Source organism: Micromonospora sp. U56 (assembly GCF_018070095.1).
GTDB lineage: Bacteria > Actinomycetota > Actinomycetes > Mycobacteriales > Micromonosporaceae > Micromonospora > Micromonospora purpureochromogenes.
Genome location: NZ_JAGPYL010000016.1, coordinates 30,177 through 47,905, shown reverse-complemented (window position 1 = coordinate 47,905; position 17,729 = coordinate 30,177). Strand labels below are relative to the sequence as shown.

The 17,729-nt window shown below is 74.8% G+C and carries 19 protein-coding genes; 8 read left to right on the top strand and 11 right to left on the bottom strand.

The window, feature by feature from the left end:
* Nucleotides 1-3: 3 nt before the first annotated feature.
* From KBX37_RS08720 to KBX37_RS08700, 5 genes are all read left to right on the top strand, one after another.
* Nucleotides 4-828, top strand: a complete 825-nt coding sequence (locus KBX37_RS08720) for an ATP-binding cassette domain-containing protein (protein ID WP_210775402.1) — start codon at nucleotides 4-6, stop codon at nucleotides 826-828.
* Complete coding sequence (locus tag KBX37_RS08715; protein ID WP_210775401.1) at nucleotides 825-2,084, top strand: sugar ABC transporter permease; 1,260 nt, start codon at nucleotides 825-827, stop codon at nucleotides 2,082-2,084. The genes KBX37_RS08720 and KBX37_RS08715 overlap by 4 nt, the downstream gene beginning before the upstream one ends.
* 19 nt (nucleotides 2,085-2,103) lie before the next feature.
* Nucleotides 2,104-3,285: an ROK family protein gene (locus KBX37_RS08710; RefSeq protein WP_210775400.1), complete on the top strand. Its 1,182-nt coding sequence runs from the start codon at nucleotides 2,104-2,106 to the stop codon at nucleotides 3,283-3,285.
* Nucleotides 3,286-3,329: 44 nt separating this feature from the next.
* Nucleotides 3,330-3,626 (top strand): DUF1707 domain-containing protein, encoded by a 297-nt coding sequence (locus KBX37_RS08705; protein ID WP_210775399.1) that lies wholly within the window; start codon nucleotides 3,330-3,332, stop codon nucleotides 3,624-3,626.
* Between the two features lie 135 nt (nucleotides 3,627-3,761).
* Nucleotides 3,762-4,499 (top strand): DUF4142 domain-containing protein, encoded by a 738-nt coding sequence (locus KBX37_RS08700; protein WP_210775398.1) that lies wholly within the window; start codon nucleotides 3,762-3,764, stop codon nucleotides 4,497-4,499.
* A 68-nt stretch (nucleotides 4,500-4,567) separates the two neighbouring features.
* On the opposite strand, the gene KBX37_RS08695 is transcribed toward KBX37_RS08700, so the two are convergent.
* The 4 genes from KBX37_RS08695 to tsaB are packed head-to-tail and all read right to left on the bottom strand — an operon-like array spanning nucleotide 4,568 to nucleotide 7,042.
* Nucleotides 4,568-4,822 carry a hypothetical protein gene (locus KBX37_RS08695; RefSeq protein ID WP_210775424.1) on the bottom strand — a complete coding sequence of 85 codons (255 nt, stop codon included), beginning with the start codon at nucleotides 4,820-4,822 and terminating at the stop codon, nucleotides 4,568-4,570.
* Between the two features lie 23 nt (nucleotides 4,823-4,845).
* A complete protein-coding gene (tsaD, locus tag KBX37_RS08690) occupies nucleotides 4,846-5,892 on the bottom strand; it encodes a tRNA (adenosine(37)-N6)-threonylcarbamoyltransferase complex transferase subunit TsaD (RefSeq protein WP_154941871.1) in 1,047 nt (348 codons plus the stop codon).
* Nucleotides 5,892-6,368 carry a ribosomal protein S18-alanine N-acetyltransferase gene (gene rimI, locus KBX37_RS08685; RefSeq protein ID WP_307849005.1) on the bottom strand — a complete coding sequence of 159 codons (477 nt, stop codon included), beginning with the start codon at nucleotides 6,366-6,368 and terminating at the stop codon, nucleotides 5,892-5,894. The genes tsaD and rimI overlap by 1 nt, the downstream gene beginning before the upstream one ends.
* On the bottom strand, nucleotides 6,365-7,042 hold the full coding sequence (tsaB, locus tag KBX37_RS08680) for a tRNA (adenosine(37)-N6)-threonylcarbamoyltransferase complex dimerization subunit type 1 TsaB (RefSeq protein ID WP_210775397.1): 678 nt from the start codon (nucleotides 7,040-7,042) through the stop codon (nucleotides 6,365-6,367). The genes rimI and tsaB overlap by 4 nt, the downstream gene beginning before the upstream one ends.
* Nucleotides 7,043-7,308: 266 nt before the next feature.
* Here tsaB and KBX37_RS08675 point away from each other — a divergent pair, with 266 nt between their 5' ends.
* Complete coding sequence (locus KBX37_RS08675) at nucleotides 7,309-8,016, top strand: helix-turn-helix domain-containing protein (RefSeq protein WP_210775396.1); 708 nt, start codon at nucleotides 7,309-7,311, stop codon at nucleotides 8,014-8,016.
* Here the strand turns inward: KBX37_RS08675 and ung are convergent.
* From ung to KBX37_RS08645, 6 genes are all read right to left on the bottom strand, one after another.
* Nucleotides 8,005-8,706: a uracil-DNA glycosylase gene (ung, locus tag KBX37_RS08670; protein WP_210775395.1), complete on the bottom strand. Its 702-nt coding sequence runs from the start codon at nucleotides 8,704-8,706 to the stop codon at nucleotides 8,005-8,007. The genes KBX37_RS08675 and ung overlap by 12 nt on opposite strands.
* A gap of 53 nt (nucleotides 8,707-8,759) precedes the next feature.
* Nucleotides 8,760-9,242, bottom strand: coding sequence for a tRNA (adenosine(37)-N6)-threonylcarbamoyltransferase complex ATPase subunit type 1 TsaE (gene tsaE, locus KBX37_RS08665; protein WP_210775394.1), 483 nt, complete (start codon nucleotides 9,240-9,242; stop codon nucleotides 8,760-8,762).
* A complete protein-coding gene (locus KBX37_RS08660; RefSeq protein ID WP_210775393.1) occupies nucleotides 9,239-10,330 on the bottom strand; it encodes an alpha/beta fold hydrolase in 1,092 nt (363 codons plus the stop codon). Before KBX37_RS08660 ends, tsaE begins: the two co-directional genes overlap by 4 nt.
* 55 nt (nucleotides 10,331-10,385) lie before the next feature.
* Nucleotides 10,386-11,504, bottom strand: a complete 1,119-nt coding sequence (gene alr, locus KBX37_RS08655) for an alanine racemase (RefSeq protein ID WP_210775392.1) — start codon at nucleotides 11,502-11,504, stop codon at nucleotides 10,386-10,388.
* Between the two features lie 88 nt (nucleotides 11,505-11,592).
* Entirely contained in the window at nucleotides 11,593-13,065 is a 1,473-nt protein-coding gene (locus KBX37_RS08650; protein ID WP_210775391.1) for an NAD(P)H-hydrate dehydratase, read from the bottom strand.
* 55 nt (nucleotides 13,066-13,120) lie between these two features.
* The gene (locus KBX37_RS08645; RefSeq protein WP_088960309.1) at nucleotides 13,121-13,489 is read right to left on the bottom strand and encodes a holo-ACP synthase; all 369 of its coding nucleotides are present in this window, start codon (nucleotides 13,487-13,489) and stop codon (nucleotides 13,121-13,123) included.
* 144 nt (nucleotides 13,490-13,633) lie between these two features.
* Between KBX37_RS08645 and KBX37_RS08640 the strand changes: the two genes are divergently transcribed.
* The gene (locus KBX37_RS08640; protein WP_307849004.1) at nucleotides 13,634-13,951 is read left to right on the top strand and encodes a hypothetical protein; all 318 of its coding nucleotides are present in this window, start codon (nucleotides 13,634-13,636) and stop codon (nucleotides 13,949-13,951) included.
* On the top strand, nucleotides 13,948-15,660 hold the full coding sequence (locus tag KBX37_RS08635; RefSeq protein WP_210775390.1) for an alpha/beta hydrolase: 1,713 nt from the start codon (nucleotides 13,948-13,950) through the stop codon (nucleotides 15,658-15,660). The genes KBX37_RS08640 and KBX37_RS08635 overlap by 4 nt, the downstream gene beginning before the upstream one ends.
* 142 nt (nucleotides 15,661-15,802) lie before the next feature.
* On the opposite strand, the gene glmS is transcribed toward KBX37_RS08635, so the two are convergent.
* On the bottom strand, nucleotides 15,803-17,716 hold the full coding sequence (gene glmS, locus KBX37_RS08630) for a glutamine--fructose-6-phosphate transaminase (isomerizing) (RefSeq protein WP_210775389.1): 1,914 nt from the start codon (nucleotides 17,714-17,716) through the stop codon (nucleotides 15,803-15,805).
* Between the last annotated feature and the right edge of the window lie 13 nt (nucleotides 17,717-17,729).

Here is a 17,729-nt window from a genome sequence, read left to right as displayed (position 1 = left end):
CCCGTGTCCGCGACCCCCCTGCTGGAACTGCGCGGGATCGACAAGAGCTTCGGTCCCGTGCAGGTCCTGCGTGACGTCGCTCTCTCCGTTCACCCGGGCGAGGTGACCGCGCTGGTCGGCGACAACGGCGCCGGGAAGTCCACCCTGGTCAAGTGCATCAGCGGTATCCACCCGACGGACTCCGGCGAGTTCCTCTTCGAGGGCCGCCCGGTCACCGTCAGCAGTCCCCGCGACGCCGCCGCGCTCGGCATCGACGTCGTCTACCAGGACCTCGCGCTCTGCGACAACCTCGACATCGTGCAGAACATGTTCCTCGGGCGCGAGAAGCGCCGCGGGATCGCGCTCGACGAACCCACCATGGAGCAGATGGCGGCCGAGACGCTCGCCGGGCTGGGCGTACGCAACCTCAAGTCGCTGCGCCAGCACATCTCCAGCCTCTCCGGCGGCCAGCGGCAGACCGTCGCCATCGCCAAGGCCGTGCTCTGGAACAGCCGACTGGTCATCCTCGACGAGCCGACCGCCGCGCTCGGCCTCGCGCAGACCGCGCAGGTCCTGGAGATAGTCCGCCGGCTGGCGGACAACGGCCTGGCCGTGGTGCTCATCTCGCACAACATGAACGACGTCTTCGCCATCTCCGACCGGATCGCCGCGCTCTACCTCGGCCAGATGCTCGCCCAGGTGAAGACCACCGACATCACCCACTCGCAGGTCGTCGAGCTGATCACCACCGGCCGCTCCCGCCACCTCGGCCTGGGCGCCGGGCCGGACGCGGGCGGCACACGCGACGGCAGCGAACCGGCCCACCTGACCCCGGGAGCAGTCCGATGACCACCACCCTCCTGCCGCGGGACGGGCGCGGGGCCGGCACCCCGGCGCCGACCGTCGGCGACCACGTCCGCGACTACCTCGCCCGGGTACGCGGGGGCGACCTCGGCTCGCTGCCGGCCGTCATCGGCCTCACCGTGCTCTGCCTCGCCTTCGCGACCGTCCGGCCGGTCTTCTTCTCGGCGGCCAACTTCGCCAACCTGTTCACCCAGGGCGCCGCGGTGACCGTGATCGCGATGGGCCTGATCTTCGTGCTGCTGCTCGGCGAGATCGACCTCTCCGCCGGCTTCGCCAGCGGCGTCTGCGCCACCGTGCTGGCCAACGTGCTCAGCGTGCTCGGCTACCCCTGGTACGTCGCGGTCCTCGCCGCCATCGGCACCGGTGTCCTCATCGGCCTGACCATCGGCGTGCTGGTGGCCAAGGTCGGCATCCCGTCCTTCCTGGTCAGCCTGGCCGGCTTCCTCGCCTTCCAGGGCATCGTGCTGCTCCTGATGAAGGAGGGCACCAACATCTCGATCGACGACCAGGTGATCATCGCGATCGAGAACAACTACGTGCCGCCCGTGATCGGGTGGGTGCTGGCCGGCGTCGCCGTCGCCGGGTACGGCGCCGTGCAGTTCCTGCGCCACCGCAACCGGGCCACCCGGGGCCTGGTCACCGAGCCGGTCGCCGTGGTGGCCGCCCGGGTCGCCGGGCTGGCCCTCCTGCTCGGCTGCGCCGTCGGAGTCCTCAACCAGGAACGCAGCATCAACACGGCGATCAGCTCCACCAGGGGGATGCCGGTGGTCGTACCGCTGATCGGGGCCCTGCTGGTCTTCTGGACCTTCGTGCTCAACCGCACCGCGTACGGCCGGCACCTGTACGCGGTGGGCGGCAACCCGGAGGCCGCCCGGCGGGCCGGGATCAACGTGGACCGCCTGAAGATCTCCGCCTTCGTCATCTGCTCCAGCATGGCGGCCGTCGGCGGCATCATCGCCGCCAGCAAGGACCGCTCGGTCGACCCGAACACCGGTGGCAGCAACGTCCTGCTCTACGCGGTCGGCGCGGCGGTCATCGGCGGCACCAGCCTCTTCGGCGGCAAGGGGCGGATGATCCACGCGGTACTCGGCGGCGCGGTGGTGGCTGTCATCATCAATGGCATGGGCCTGCTGGACCTCAGCTCCGGCCTCAAGTACACCTCGACCGGACTGGTGCTGCTGCTGGCCGCGGGCGTCGACGCACTGTCGCGGCGCCGTTCCGTCGCCACCGGCACGCGCTGACCACGGAGTACCAGGAACGATGCGGGTAGGACCGAGCCAGGACGAGATCCGGCGGCAGAACCTCGGGGCTCTGCTGCGGCACGTGCACGTCCACGGCGCGACCTCCCGCGCGGAACTGACCACCACCCTCGGGCTCAACCGCAGCACCATCGGCGCGCTCACCGCCGACCTGGCCGGCGCCGGGCTGGTCAGCGAGGGGACGCCGAAGGAGACCGGTCGCGCCGGCCGGCCGTCGCTGGTCGTCCGGCCCGAGTCGGCCCGGGTCTACGCGTACGCGTACAGCATCGAGGTGGACCGGCTGCGGGCCGCGCGGGTCGGTCTCGGCGGTGAGGTGCTCGACCGCCGGGACCTGGACCGGCCGCGCGGCCTGGACGCCGGGGAGACCGCGCCGCTGCTGGCCGGCGCGCTCAAGGAGATGCACCAGCACGTGGCACCCGGCTCGCTCTGCGTCGGCGCCGGGGTGGCGGTGTGCGGGATGGTCCGCCGCGACGACGGGCTGGTCCGGCTCGGCCCGGCCACCGGCTGGGTGGACCAGCCGATCGGCACGGTGCTCGCCACCGAGCTGGGCATCGACGTACCCGTCACGGTAGGCAACGTGGCGGACATGGCCGCCTTCGCCGAGCACGCCCGGGGCGTCGCCGCCCGCTGCGACAACGTCATCTACCTGTACGGCGACGTCGGCGTCGGCGCCGGCATCATCGCCGGCGGGCGGCGGCTCACCGGCCATGGCGGCTACGGCGGCGAAGTCGGACACATGGTGGTGGTCCGCGACGGCGCCCCCTGCGAGTGCGGCTCCCGGGGCTGCTGGGAGACCGAGATCGGCGAGCACGGGCTGCTCCGCGCCGCCGGCCGTTCGGACGCCCGCGGCCGCGACGCGCTGCTGGCCGTCTTCGACGCCGCCGACCGGGGCGACGCCCGGGCCCAGACGGCGGTCCGTCGGGCCGGCGACTGGCTGGGCTTCGGGGTGGCGAACCTGGTCAACATCTTCAACCCGGAGATGGTCATCTTCGGCGGCACCATGCGCGACCTCTACCTGGCCGCCGCCGCCCAGGTCCGCAGCCGGCTCAACTCGATGGGGCTGCCCGCCTGCCTGGAGCACGTCCGGCTGCGCACCCCCAAGCTCGGGGCGGACGCGGCGCTGATCGGCGCGGCGGAGCTGGCCTTCGAGCGGCTCCTCGCCGACCCGCTCGACGCCGGCTGACCGGCGGCTCCCGCCGACGCCCCGGCCTGCGTACCCTGTCGCACGTGGACGTCCAGCTGCGCGCCTCCGACGACGACCGGCACCGGGTGGTTGCCGAGCTGCAACGGCACACCGGCGCGGGGCGGCTCACCCTGGACGAGTTCTCCGATCGCGTCGCCGCGGTCTGGACGGCGCGGACCCTGGGCGAGCTGGCCGACCTGACCCGCGACCTGCCCACGGCACCCGCGCCGGCCGCCGCGGGCGACGCCACCGGGCACGGCCGGCGGGAACTGCTGGTGCTCTTCGCGGTCGCCGCGGCCACCCTGCTGCTACTCGGGATCTTCATGGCGCTGTCCCGCTGACCGGCATCCTGGGCTGACTTGTCGCTCAGCATTGGTGAACTGATCGGGTCGGTGGTCCGTACCAGTGGACGGACGGGCAGCCGGGTGCGCTGCCCGGCGTGACACGTACGGCCCGGACCGAGGAGGCACCGCAGGATGGCACCGCTGGAATCCGCACGTCGTCGGCCAGGGCACCGGACCCACCGGGTGGCGGTGCTGCTCATCGCGCTGGTGGCGGGGCTCGGCGTCCTGCCCGGCGTGGCCGTGGCCGCACCGGGCAACCAGATCAACGCCGCCGACATGACGCTGCTCAACGGGGTACGGCTGGCCGGGCTCTGGGAGATGCCGGCCGGGCAGATGGCCGCCGAGAAGGGGGTGTCCCCCCGGGTACGGGAGATCGGGGCCGAGATCGCCCGCCAGCACGGGGTGCTCGACCAGTTGGTCGTCAACGCCGCCAACAAGCTGAACACCACCCTGCCGACGGATCCCACCACCGAGCAGAAGGGGTGGCTGACCGAGATGCAGGAGGCGAACGGCAACCAGTTCGACCAGATCTTCGTCACCCGGCTCCGGGTGGCGCACGGCAAGATCTTCCCGGTGATCGGCGCGGTCCGGGCCAGCACCCGGGACGCCACCGTCCGTAGGCTCGCGGACGAGGCCAACAAGTTCGTCACCGACCACATGGCGATGCTGGAGAGCACCGGGCTGGTCCGCTGGCAGCAGATGCCGCCGGCCGCGCTGCCGCCCGCCCAGAGCGACTCGCTGATCGCCGCCGCCAAGGCCGGCGCCCCCGCCCCGTCGGTCGGGGTCAGCACCACCATCGTCTGGGCGGTCTTCCTGCTCGCCCTCGGCGTCGGAGGCGTCTCCACCTGGCGCATCCTGCGCCGCAGCTGACCACCGGATCGCCGACGGCGGCCGGGGACGGGGCAGGCCCGTTCCGGACCGGCCGCCGTCGGCGTGCGTCAGCGGTCGACCTGGGTGAAGTCCCAGGAGCGCGGGGGCCGGGCGACCAGCATGGCCGGCGGCTCGGGCAGTGGCCGGGGGCTGCTCCGCCACTTGGAGACGACCACCACCCGGTGATCGGTGGAGGAGAAGACCTCGCTGGACAGGTGCAGCGGGTCGTGTTCCAGCTCCGGCAGGGCGGTGTCGCAGACCCAGGTGATCAGGTCGGCGAAGCCGTACGGCTCCGCGCGCGCCTCCCACATCCGCACGATCACGTCGGCGCTCCCCTTCCGTGCCGTCACACGCTGACCGTGGTCAGCGGCAGGGCCGAGTCGGCCGGCAGGTCCAGCCGGCTCGGCGTCACCCCCGCCGCGACCAGGTGCGAACCGAGCGCCGCGACCATGGCGCCGTTGTCGGTGCAGAGCTTCGGCCGGGGTACGCGGACCCGGATGCCGTGCTTCGCCGCGCGGTGCTCGGCCATCGCCCGCAGCCGCGAGTTGGCGGCCACTCCCCCGCCGATCACCAGCGTCTCGATCCCGTTGGCCCGGCAGGCGTCGAGCGCCTTGGCGGTCAGCACGTCGCAGACCGCCTCCTGGAAGGAAGCCGCCACGTCGGCCACCGGCACCGGCTCACCGGCCCGCTGGCGGGCCTCGACCCAGCGGGCGACGGCGGTCTTCAGGCCGGAGAAGGAGAAGTCGTACCGGTGGGCGGCGAGGTCCTTGGCGGCGGTGAGACCACGCGGGAACCCGATCGCCGCCGGGTCGCCGGCCCGGGCCTCCCGGTCGATGTACGGGCCGCCGGGGAAGGGCAGTCCGAGCAGGCGGGCCACCTTGTCGAAGGCCTCCCCCGCCGCGTCGTCGATGGTCGCGCCGAGCGGGGTGACCCCCCGGGCGAGGTCGTCGACGAGCAGCAGGGAGGAGTGCCCGCCGGAGACCAGCATGGCGACCGCCGGCTCGGGCAGCGGGCCGTGTTCCAGGGTGTCCACGGCGACGTGCGCGGCGAGGTGGTTCACCCCGTACACCGGCTTCTCGGCGGCCAGCGCGTAGCCCTTGGCGGCGGCCACGCCGACCAGGAGCGCGCCGGCCAGCCCCGGACCGGACGTCACCGCGATCGCGTCGATGTCGGCGAGCGTCACGCCCGCCTCCTTCAGCGCCCGGTCCATGGTGGGCACGATCGCCTCCAGGTGCGCGCGGCTGGCCACCTCGGGCACCACGCCGCCGAACCGGGCGTGCTGCTCGACGCTGGAGGCGATCGCGTCGGCGAGCAGGGTGTGCCCGCGCACGATGCCGACACCGGTCTCGTCGCAGGAGGTCTCGATCCCCAGGACCAGGGGCTCGTCAGCCATCAGTCGTCCGTCCCGTCCTCGGTCGGGGCCGCGACGCGCCGCATGACCAGCGCGTCGGTGTTGCTCGGTTGGTAGTAGCCGCGGCGGACGCCGATCGGCTCGAAGCCGTACGTGGCGTAGAGCTTCTGGGCGGGCGCGTTGTCCGCCGCCACCTCCAGCAGGACGGTGCGGACGTCGCGCCGGGCCGCCTCGGCGAGCAGCTCCTCCAGCAGCATCCGGCCGACGCCGCGCCGCTGAGCGTCCCGCCGGACGGCGACGTTCTGCACCCAGGCCTCGTCCGGCTGGACGGTCAGCCCCGCGTACCCGAGCACCGTGCCGTCGACGTCGGTGGCGACCCGGTACCAGTGGCCGCTCGCCAGCTCGTTCCAGAACATCGCGGGGGACCACTGCTCGGCGCCGAAGAGGTCCGCCTCGATCGGCAGCACCTCGTCGACGTGCCACCAGCGGAACCGGGTCAGTCGTACCGGCGCGCTCACGGCAGGACCGACTTGCGGGCGGTCGCCGCCACCGCGTCCGGCCGGCGCAGGTACAGCGGGGTGAGCGCCTCCGTCGGCGCGCCGGCCCGGATCCGCTCGGCGGCCAGCGCGGCCAGCGCGGTGGCGTCGGGGTAGCGCGGCTCGACCCGCAGCGGCAGGTCGAGCACGTCGGCGTACCGGTGGGCGCCGTCGCCCACCGCGGCGGTGACGGCCAGGCCGCGGGCCCGTTCGGCGGCGACCGTGGGGGTGTCGACGTTCGGCCCGGCGATCCGCTGGCCGGCGCCGTCGTAGACGGCCCAGTAGACCTCCCGGCGGCGGGCGTCGCTGGCCGCGAGGACCGGTTCGCCGAGCGCCGCCGGGTAACCGATGGCGTCCAGCGAGCAGACGCCGTACGTGGGGACGCCGAGCACCTGGCCCATCGTGGCGGCGGTGACCAGGCCGACCCGCAGCCCGGTGAACGGGCCGGGACCGAGCCCGGCGACGATCGCGCCCAGGTCGCGCGGCCGCACCTCCGCGTCGGCGAGCACCGCATCCACCTGCGGCGCGAGCAGTTCGCCGTGGGCCCGCGCGTCGACCGTGCAGCGGTGCGCCCGCGGCACGACCCCGTCCGCCGAGACCTCCACCAGCGCCGCGGTCACCGCGGGGGTCGAGGAGTCCACCACCAGTACGAGCACGGTATGCCAGCCTAGTCGCCCTACCGGTCATCCCCGGTCACACCCCGTCGGCCCGGGCGCCGCGGGGCGGTCCTCCGGGCGCGAGCGACCGGTCAACCGCCCACGGCCGCCACGAGTGCCGCGTGGTGGACCGGTTGACCATCGGAACGGCCGCCGTCACGGAAGGTAACGTCAGCCCCCCGCACCCCGCAGTGAGCGATATGCCTGTGAGGCATAAATATGACTGACAGGCATATCGCTCACTGCCGTTAGGCCATCATCCGTGGATGCCTGAGAGTAGTCGTCTCGCCACCCAGATCGCCGCCATCCTGCGTCGGGAGCGGGGCGCACGGTCGCTGACGCAGCAGGAGCTGGCTGACCTGGCCGGGGTGAGCCAGGGGGCGGTGGCGCGCGTCGAACGGGGTGAGCGGGTACCCAGCGTCCCGCTGATCGAGCGACTCCTCGCCGCGTTCGATCTCCAGCTCACCGTCGCCGTCGAGCCACTGGACTGCCACCTCGACGCCCGGATGGACGCCCTGGCCGCCCGGCCACTCGCCCAGCGGGTCGATGAGCTGGGGCTGGACCGAATCCTGGACCGGCTGAGCGAGCTACCCCATCTGCTGACCGGCAGTACCGCGGCGCTGCTCCAGGGCGCCCCGGTGCCAACCGACGCGGTCGAGATTGCCGTTCGCTGGCGTGACTCGGCCCGCTTCACCGCCTGGCTGGACGCGGCCTACGGACAACGGTGGAACGCCCGGTGGAGCGAGTTCGGCGGGCTCCGCCTGGAACCGGAGGAGCCCGGCGAGCACCGCTGGCAGACCCGGTACGGCCAGCTCCGCGCGCAGATGTGCGAAGAACTGCCGGAGGCGATCGAGGTGCGGCACGGGGACCGGAGCTACCGGGTGGTGCCGCTGGTCGCGGTGGAGCTCACCGACCCCCGCGCCGCCGAACTGCTGCGTCGCCACCGCCAGCGGACGGCCGGGTCAGCCGGCTGAGCGCTCCCAGTCGACGGTGGGCAGACCGGCGTCGGCGAGCGCCTTGTTCGCGGCGCTGAACGGGCGGCTGCCGAGGAAGCCGCGTGGGTTCATCGGGCTGGGGTGCCCGGCCTCCAGCACCACGTGCTGCGGGTTGGTGACCAGGGCCGCCTTCTTGCGGGCGTAGCCGCCCCAGAGCAGAAAGACCACCCGCTGCTCCATCGCGTCGAGCGCCCGGATGGTGGCGTCGGTGAACTCCTCCCACCCCTGGTTGCCGTGCGAGCCGGGAGTGGCCTGGCGGACGGTCAGCACCGCGTTGAGCAGCAGCACGCCCTGCGCCGCCCAGCCGTTGAGGTTGCCGCTGCGTGGCTTCGGCACGCCGAGGTCCTCGCCCAGTTCCTTGAAGACGTTGCGCAGGGACGGCGGCACCGTCACCCCGTCCCGGACGCTGAAACTGAGCCCGTGCGCCTGCCCGGCCCGGTGGTAGGGGTCCTGCCCGAGGATCAGCACCCGGCACTGCTCCGGCCCGCACAGCCGGTAGGCGGAGAAGAGGTCCTCCACCGGCGGGAAGACGGTCTGGGTGGCGTACTCACGGGCGACGAATTCGACCAGCGCCGCGGTGCGGGCCGGGTCGAGGTGCGGGGTGAGCACGGCACGCCACTCCTCCGGCAGGAGCGCCAGCAGGTCCAGGGCGGGGGTGTCGTCGGGCATCGGCAACCTTTCGCAGTCTGTGCCGGCACTCTAGGCAGCTGGTACGACAGCCCTCAGCGCAGGGCTGCCAGACGCCGCGCCCAGTCGCCCCCGACCGGCTCCAGCTCGACCAGCCGGGTGTCGTCCTCCCGCCGGTCGAGGCGTACCCGCAGGTGGGCGTCGACCAGCTGTTCGACCAGTCCCTCGCCCCACTCGACCACGGTCACCGAGTCGTCCACCGAGGCGTCCAGGTCCAGGTCGTCGATCTCGGCCCGCGGGTCGGCCGCGTCGCCCAGCCGGTACGCGTCGGCGTGCACCAGGGCCACCGTGCCGCCCCGGGCCGGGTCCGGCCGGTGCACCCGGGCGATCACGAAGGTCGGCGAGGTGATGGCGCCGAGCACCCCCAGCCCGGCGCCGATGCCCTGGGTCAGCGCGGTCTTGCCGGCGCCCAGCGGGCCGGTGAGCAGCAGCAGGTCGCCGGCGCGCAGCACCCCGGCCAGCCGGCGGCCGAACGCGTGGGTGTCCTCGACCGTCGGCAGCGTGACGGTCAGCGTCACAGCCCCTCCAGGAAGTCCCAGAGCGCCTTGTCGACCTCGTCGGCGTGTTCCAGCATCACCACGTGCCCGCTGTCGTTGACCTTGATGTACCGGGCGTGCGGCAGCCGGCGCACGATCTCCTCCGAGTGGGTCACCGGCGTGATCATGTCCTTGTCACCGACCACGACCAGCACCGGCGTGCCGCTGAGCGCGGCCAGCGCCGGGAAGCGCGAGTGCGTGGCGAGGGTACGCAGGTAGCGGGTGACCGTGTCGGCGGACGTCCGCGAGTTCATCTCCTCCACATAGGAGACCAGGGCCGGGCTGGGCTTGCGGGTGCCGAAGCCGTACTTGCGGGTCAGCAGCCAGGCGACGTTGGAGGTCGACTTCCGGGCCCGGTCGATGACCGTCCCGCCGTACCGGGTGGCGTTGCTCATCATGTAGAGCACCGGCGCGCCGACCCGGCCGATCAGCGCCGGGGCCACCAGCTTGGTCTCCGCGAGCAGACCGCCCGAGGTGGCCATCAGCACCGTGCCGACCACCCGGTCGCCGAACATCTCCGGGTACAGCTCGGCGAAGGCCATGATGGTCATTCCGCCCATCGAGTGGCCGACCAGCACCAGCGGCCCCTCCGGGGCGGTCCGGTCGATCACCCGGCGCAGGGTGCGGCCCAGCGCGGCGAGGTCGTACTCGCCGCTCTCCAGCCGCCCGGAGCGGCCGTGACCGGGCTGGTCGTACGCCACGATCCGGTGCTCGCCCCGCTCGGCGAGCAGCTTGCGCTGGAAATGGAACGTCCCCATGTCCAGGCAGAAGCCGTGCACCAGCACCACGGTCGGCCGCCCCGGCGCCGGACGGGTCGGCTCGACCACCTCGACGTGGATGTCGGTGCCGTCCGGCAGCTCCAGCCGGAACGCGTCGTCGTACCGCTGCTCGCCGAAGACCTCGTGCGCGTACCGGTCGGTGGGGTCGGCCTTGAGCCGGCGGACCAGGGCGCGCTCGCTCACCACGCCCGCGGCGAGCCCTGCGGCGGCGACGCCGACCGCGGCCCCGACCACGCCGGCGACCTTGCCGGCGGCGGTGCGCGGCCGGGGGATGCGAAAGCGCTGGCTCACGGCGCTACCTTGATTCGCGACTGCGGGGCTCGCAAACCCGGCTCACTCCTCGCGCTCACGGCCGCTCGCCGTCGTAGACCCGGGGCACCCGGCTGCTGCCGAAACGGGTGACGATCTCGTAGTTGATGGTGCCGACCGCCTCGGCCCAGTCGTCGGCGGTGGGCTCGCCGTCCGCGCCGCTGCCGAAGAGGGTGGCGACGTCCCCGGCGGCCACCGCGTCCTCGCCGCAGTCGAGCACGAACTGGTCCATGCAGACCCGCCCGGAGATGGTGCGCCGCTTCCCGCCGAGCTGCACCGGCCCGACGTTGGAGGCGTGCCGGGGCACCCCGTCGGCATAGCCGAGCGGCACCACGGCCAGGTTCGCCTCCCGCCCGGTGGTGTAGGTGTGACCGTAGGAGACGCCGGTGCCCTCGGGCACCCGCTTGGTCAGCATCACCCGGGCCCGGCCGGTCATCGCCGGACGCAGCCCGAAGCGCTCCCCCGCCACCGGCGAGAGGCCGTAGCCGGCGATCCCCGGGCGGACCAGGTCGAAGTGGGTGTCCGGGCGGGTCAGCGTGGCCGCCGAGTTGGCCAGGTGCCGGTAGCGCGGGCGCAGCCCGGCCCGCTCGACCATGGCCAGCCCCTCGTGGAAGACCGCCAGCTGGCGGTCCGTGGTGGGGTGGCCGGGCAGGTCCGCGTACACGAAGTGGCTCCACACGCCGACCACCTCGACCAGGCCGTCGGCCTGGGCCTTCGCGGCGGCCTCCAGCAGGGTCGGCCAGTCGGCGACGGTGGCCCCGCCCCGGGACAGCCCGGTGTCGATCTTCAGGTGCAGCCGGGCCGGGCGGTCCGCCCGGCGGCTCGCCTCGATCATCTCGTCCAGCTGCGGCAGGCTGGCGGCGCCCAGGTCGACCCCGGCCGCGACGCCCTCGTGCAGCGGCAGCCCGGGGGCGAGCAGCCAGGCCAGCACCGGCGCGGTGATCCCGGCCCGGCGCAGGGTCAGCGCCTCGTCCAGCGTGCAGACCCCGAGCCAGTCCGCCCCGGCGTCGAGCGCGGCCCGGGCCGACGGGACCATGCCGTGGCCGTACCCGTCGCCCTTCACCACCGCCATCAGCTCGGCGCTCGTGCCCGACCGGAGCCGGGCCACGTTGTCACGGATCGCGTCGAGATCGACGCGTACCTCGGCCTGCCACATACGCCCAGCCTACTTGCGCCGGTGATCACACGACCGCGCTCCCGCCCGCGTCGGCGACCCGCGCCACGCCGGGGAGCGCGACCGCGGCTCAGTCCACCAGCGGGGCCAGCACCGGGCGCAGGGCGGCCGCCACGTCGGACGCGGTCGCCGGCCCACCCCGGGCCGCCTCCCGTCCGGCCAGCCCGTGCAGGTACGCGGCCGTCGCCGCCGCCCGCTCCGGGGCCAGCCCGGCGGCGAGCAGCGAGCCGAGTAGCCCGGCCAGCACGTCCCCGGTGCCCCCGGTGGCCAGCGCGGAGGTGCCGGTCGGGTTGACGTACGCCCGGCCGTCCGGCGTGCCGATCACCGTGCGGTCCCCCTTGAGCAGGACCGTCGCGTTCATCCAGGCGGCCAGCCGCAGCGCGGCGGAGACCCGGTCGGCCCCCGGCTCCTCCCCGCAGAGCCGGGTGAACTCGCGGTCGTGCGGGGTGACCACGATCGGGGCGTCCCGGTTGCGCAGCCGGTCGGCGAGCGAGCCGTCCACCAGCAGGGTGAGCGCGTCCGCGTCGAGCACCGCCGGCACCGGCGCGGAGAGCACCGCGCGCAGCTCGCCGGCGGCGTCCTCGCCGGTGCCCAGCCCCGAGCCGCAGACCCAGGCCTGGACCCGGCCGGCGTCGGCGACCCGCCCGGTGGCGATCACCGACGGGTGCTGGTGCAGCACCTCCGCGCGGGCCCCGCCGGCGTAGCGGACCATGCCGGTCGGCCCGGCCAGGGCGCCACCCACCGAGAGCACCGCCGCGCCCGGGTACGTGGCCGACCCGGTCGCCACCCCGACCACGCCCCGGCTGTACTTCTCCGTGGCCGGGCCCAGCCGGGGCCACCACTCGACCATGTCCGACCACTCGGTCACCCGCAGCGCCGGTGACCCGCGCAGCCACGGCTCCAGCCCGATGTCGACCAGCTCCACCTGCCCGGCGAGGGCGGCGGCCGGCCCGACCACCAGGGCGGGCTTGAGCGCGCCGAAGGCCACCGTCACGTCGGCCCGCACCGCGCTGTGCCGGCCGGCGGCGGTCAGCGGCACGTGGCCGGTGTCCACCGCCACCCCGCTCGGCACGTCCACCGCGACCACGGTCGCCCGCGCGCCGTCGCGCCCGCAGTACCGGACCAGGCTGGCCGCGAGCTGCTCGGCGGTCTCCCGCAGCCCGCCGGTTCCGCCGATCCCGACGATGCCGTCGAGCACCAGGTCGACCAGGGCCGGGGGCCGGTCGACCAGCCGCCCGCCGGCGGCGCGCAGCGCCGCCACCCCCTCGGCGTGCGCCCGGCCGGGGGTCAGCAGCAGCGCCGACACGGCCACCCCGCGCCGGGCCAGCAGCGCCCCGGCGTAGAGCGCGTCACCGCCGTTGTCGCCGGTGCCGACCAGCAGCAGGACCCGCGCGCCGTACACCCCGCCCCGGTCGGCGAGGAGCAGCGCGCAACGCCGGGCCAGCCCGGCCGCGGCCCGCTTCATCAGCGTCCCGGGCGGGAGGGTGGCCATCAGGCCGGCCTCCGCCGCGCGCACGTCCGCGACCCGCCACACCGGTTTCATGCCACACCGTCCCGTCTGTCACCTCGCGGGCCGGCCCGGGGGCCCGCCCGGCCGATCAGCGTTCCGCGACCACCATGGCCGAGGCGATCCCGCCGTCGTGCGACAGCGAGAGATGCCAGCGGTTGATCCCGCGCTCCACCGCGGCGGCGGCCACGGTGCCGGAGACGGTGAGCCAGGGCCGGCCGTCCGGGTCCGGCACGATCTCGCAGTCGTGCCAGCTCAGGCCGGCCGGGGCGCCCAGGGCCTTGGCGACCGCCTCCTTGGCGGCGAACCGGGCGGCCATCGACTCCGGGGAGCGCGGGTTGCCGGAGCGGGTGTATCGCTCCGCCTCGGTGAAGAGCCGGTCGGCGAGCAGCGGCGTGCGGGCCAGCGCCCGGGCGAACCGGTCCACCAGCACGACGTCGATGCCGACCGCGACGATCACGACGCTCACCCTACCGGCGGGAAGGGCGGCAGATTAGCTGCCTGCTCGGCTGTGGGCAACGCCTGTGGAAAACCCTCGGGTACGACCACCGTCCGCCGTCCACAGGCCCCCCGGTGACCGGTGCCGCTGCCTAGCGTCGACGTGGTGCTGACGGAGGGGGCGCGGGTGGACGGGGAGCCGGTGCAGGTGCGGGCCGCGGTGCTGCGCGAGGTGGCGGGCGGGCTCGCCGACGAGGCGTACGCGCTGGCGCACGGGCTGGTCGGCGTGCCGGGGCTGGTGGTGGCGGCGGCCGAGTGGCGGGCGGCGGCCGCGCTGACCCGGCTGGAGTCCGCGGTGCACGACTGGCACGGCGCGCTCGCCGCCCGGGTGGCGGAGGCCGGATCCGCGCTGCGCGCGGCGGCCGACGGGTACGACGCGGCCGACGACCGGGCGGCCGGCCGGCTCGCCGGGCTGCCCCGATGACCGGGTACGCGCAGCTCTGGCGGGCCGCGCCCGGCAGGTGGGGTGCGGCCGGGGCGGCCTGGCGCGGGCTGGCCGACCCGGTGCGGCGCCGCCGGGCGGCGCTGAACGAGCGCGCGACGACGCTGCGCGCGGCCTGGTCGGGTGGGGCCGCCGGGGCGGCCGACGGGCGGCTCGGCGTGCTCCGGGGCGAGCTGACCGCGCTGCTGCCCGCCCTGATCGAGGCCGACCAGGTGCTGGCCGAGTTCGCCGGCCGGCTCCGGGTGGCGAAGGCCCGGCTGGCGGAGGCGGTGGCGCTAGCCGACCGCACCGGCGTGCTCGTCGACCGCCACGGCCGGGTCAGCACGGCTCCGCCCAGCGCGCCGACCTGGGCCGGCCCGGAGGCCGGTGTCCTGCCCGGCGCCGGGCTCCGCTCGGGCGCACCGCCGGGCGGCCGGTCCCTGCCCGGCGGGCGGACCGGGTCGGGTTCGGCCGCGATGCCGGGCGCCGACGTCGACGCGGCAGCCGGACCGCTGGCGCTGGACCAGGTGGCCACCGCGCTGCGGGACGCGCTGGCGCTGGCCGACGCGGCGGACCGGGAGGCGGCCATCCGACTGGACGAGCTGAGCGGGGCGGCGCGCGCCGGCTGGGCCGACCCGCCGCCACCGGGCCGTCCACCGGCCGACGCCGACCCGGCGACCGTCCGGGCCTGGTGGGCGGGGCTCACCCCGGCCCAGCGCCGCTGGCTGGTGCGGCACGAGCCGGGCCGGGTCGGGCGGCTCGACGGGGTGCCGGTCGCCGCCCGGGACCAGGCCAACCGGCTGCTGCTCGACGACCGGCGGGAGGCACTGCTCGCCGCGCGGCGGGAGTTGCTGGGGCGGGCGGCCCCCGGCCTGGCGGAGCGGGCCGGGCTGCGCCGCCTGGACGCGGGGCTGGCCGGCCTCGACGGGCTCGCCGGGCGGCTGGCGGCGGGGCCGCCCCGGTCGTACCTGCTGGGGCTGGATCCGACCGGGGACGGGCGGGCGATCGTGGCGCTCGGCAACCCGGACCGCGCCGACCGGGTGCTGACCTACGTGCCGGGGATGACCGCCGACCTCGCCGACGCCCCGGCCGAGCTGGGCCGGGCCGGTCGGGTGCTGTCCCGCTGCGCCGGCCTCGCGCCGGGGCGGGAGACGGCGGCGGTGCTCTGGCTGGACTACGACGCGCCGGACTTCCTGCCCGAGGCGGCCCGGTCCAGCCAGGCCGGGGACGCCGGGCCGGCGCTGCACCGCTTCCAGGAGGGGCTGCGCGAGACCCACGAGGGCCCGCCGGCCCGGCAGACGGTGCTGGGGCACAGCTACGGGTCGCTGGTGGTGGGCGCCGCCGCCCGGGACCACGGTCTCGACGCGGACGCCCTGGTCTTCGTGGGCTCGCCGGGAGTCGGGGTGGACCGGGCCGAGGCGCTGGGCCTGCCACCGGAGCGGGTCTGGGCGAGCACCGCGCCGGACGACGTGATCCGGCTGGTCGAGCCGCCCGGGCAGCTCACCGGCCGGGCGGTCCTGGCGGCGTCGCCGCTGGCCACGGCGGTGTCGCTGCTCCGCCCCGACGACCACGAGCTGTGGTTCGGCCACGACCCCAGCGACCCGGGCTTCGGCGGGCGCACCTTTCCCAGCGGCCGGTACGGCCACACCGGTTACTGGGAGGCCGGCAACCCGGCGCTGGACGGGATGGCCCGGATCGTGCTCGGCCGGTGAGCGGCTCCACCCGTGCCGTCGGTCGTCCCGCCGGGCGGCCTCAACCGTCCGGGTCGGCCGGACCACGGCCGGGCGGGCGGAACGAGCGGACCCCGCCGGCCGTGGTCACGGCGGGCGGGGTCCGGTGGACGCTGGCGTCAGGTCACTCCACGGTGACCGACTTCGCCAGGTTGCGCGGCTGGTCCACGTCGTGTCCCCGGGCCGCGGCGATCTCAGCGGCGAGCACCTGCAGCGGCACGGTGGTGACCAGCGGGGCCAGCAGGGTCGGCGTACGCGGCACGTAGATCAGGTGGTCGGCGTAGCGGACGACCGCCTCGTCGCCCTCCTCGGCGATCACGATGGTCCGGGCGCCCCGGGCACGGACCTCCTGGATGTTGGAGACGACCTTGTCGTGCAGCATGCCCCGGCCGACCGGCGACGGCACCACGCAGATCACCGGGGTGCCCTTGTCGATGAGCGAGATCGGGCCGTGCTTCAGCTCGCCGGCGGCGAAGCCCTCGGCGTGCATGTACGCGAGCTCCTTGAGCTTGAGCGCACCCTCCAGGGCCACCGGGTAGCCGACGTGCCGGCCGATGAAGAGGATGGTCGGCTCGGACTTCAGGTCGCGGGCCAGCTCGCGGACCGGCTCGATCCGGTCGAGCAGCTCGCGCAGCTTGCCCGGCATCTCCTGGAGCTGGGCGACGACCGCGCCCACCTCGTCGGCGAACTTGATCCCACGCACCTGGGCCAGGTGCAGGCCGATCAGGTAGCAGGCCACGACCTGGGTGAGGAACGCCTTGGTGGAGGCGACGGCGATCTCCGGGCCGCCGTGCGTGTAGAGCACGGCGTCGGACTCGCGCGGGATGGTGGAGCCGTTGGTGTTGCAGATGGCCAGCACGCGGGCCTTCTGCTCCTTGGCGTGGCGCAGCGCCATCAGGGTGTCCATGGTCTCGCCGGACTGCGAGATCACCACGATCAGCGTGGACCGGTCGAGCACCGGGTCGCGGTAGCGGAACTCGCTGGCCAGCTCCACCTCGCAGGGGATCCGGGTCCAGTGCTCGATGGCGTACTTGGCGACCAGGCCGGCGTGGTAGGAGGTGCCACAGGCCACGATGAAGATCTTGTCGACGTCGCGCAGGTCCTGGTCGCTGAGGCGGACCTCGTCGAGGGCGATCTCACCGGTCTCGGTGAGCCGGCCGAGCAGCGTGTCGGCGATCGCCTGCGGCTGCTCCTCGATCTCCTTGAGCATGAACCAGTCGTAGCCGCCCTTCTCCGCGGCCGAGGAGTCCCAGTCGATGTGGAAGTCCTTGCCGGTGGCGGGCTGACCGGCGAAGTCGGTGATCTCGATGCTGTCGCCGGTGATCAGGACGATCTGGTCCTGGCCCAGCTCGACCGCCTCGCGGGTGTGCTCGATGAACGCGGCCACGTCGCTGGCCAGGTAGTTCTCCCCGTCGCCGCGACCGACGACCAGCGGCGAGTTGCGCCGGGCGCCGACCACCGCGCCGGGGATGCCGGCGTCGACGGCCAGCAGGGTGAAGGCGCCCTCCAGCCGCCGGCAGACGACCCGCATGGCCGAGGCCAGCAGCTGCGGACTGTCGGCCTCGCCGGCCCCGCGCAGGTCGGCCAGCGCCGCCGACAGCAGGTGGGCGGCGCACTCGGTGTCGGTGTCGCTGGTGAACTGGACGCCGTCGGCCTCCAGCTCGGCCCGGAGCTTGGCGAAGTTCTCGATGATGCCGTTGTGGATCACGGCGACCCGGCCGTCGGGGGCCAGGTGCGGGTGGGCGTTGCGGTCGGTCGGACCGCCGTGGGTGGCCCAGCGGGTGTGCCCGATGCCGGTGGTGCCGTCCCCGATGCCGATCGGGCTGGCGGCGCAGTCGTCGGGGTTGCTGGCGGCGCGCTCGGAGAGCACCTTCTCCAGGTTGGCCAGCTTGCCGGCCTTCTTCTCGGTCAGCAGTTCGTCATCGCAGACGATCGCCACGCCGGCCGAGTCGTAGCCGCGGTACTCCAGCCGCCGCAGTCCGTCGAGCACGATGCCGAGCGCCGGGCGCGAGCCGGCGTAACCCACGATTCCACACATGGTCCGCAGCCTA

Bases quoted from the DNA above. Each gene is read 5' to 3' on its own strand.
- KBX37_RS08715 (WP_210775401.1), top strand. From the start codon at position 825: ATGACCACCACCCTCCTGCCGCGGGACGGGCGCGGGGCCGGCACCCCG.
- KBX37_RS08710 (WP_210775400.1), top strand. From the start codon at position 2,104: ATGCGGGTAGGACCGAGCCAGGACGAGATCCGGCGGCAGAACCTCGGG.
- KBX37_RS08700 (WP_210775398.1), top strand. From the start codon at position 3,762: ATGGCACCGCTGGAATCCGCACGTCGTCGGCCAGGGCACCGGACCCAC.
- tsaD (WP_154941871.1), bottom strand. From the start codon at position 5,892: ATGGCTGACGAGCCCCTGGTCCTGGGGATCGAGACCTCCTGCGACGAG.
- KBX37_RS08675 (WP_210775396.1), top strand. From the start codon at position 7,309: ATGCCTGAGAGTAGTCGTCTCGCCACCCAGATCGCCGCCATCCTGCGT.
- ung (WP_210775395.1), bottom strand. From the start codon at position 8,706: ATGCCCGACGACACCCCCGCCCTGGACCTGCTGGCGCTCCTGCCGGAG.
- alr (WP_210775392.1), bottom strand. From the start codon at position 11,504: ATGTGGCAGGCCGAGGTACGCGTCGATCTCGACGCGATCCGTGACAAC.
- KBX37_RS08650 (WP_210775391.1), bottom strand. From the start codon at position 13,065: ATGAAACCGGTGTGGCGGGTCGCGGACGTGCGCGCGGCGGAGGCCGGC.
- KBX37_RS08635 (WP_210775390.1), top strand. From the start codon at position 13,948: ATGACCGGGTACGCGCAGCTCTGGCGGGCCGCGCCCGGCAGGTGGGGT.
- glmS (WP_210775389.1), bottom strand. From the start codon at position 17,716: ATGTGTGGAATCGTGGGTTACGCCGGCTCGCGCCCGGCGCTCGGCATC.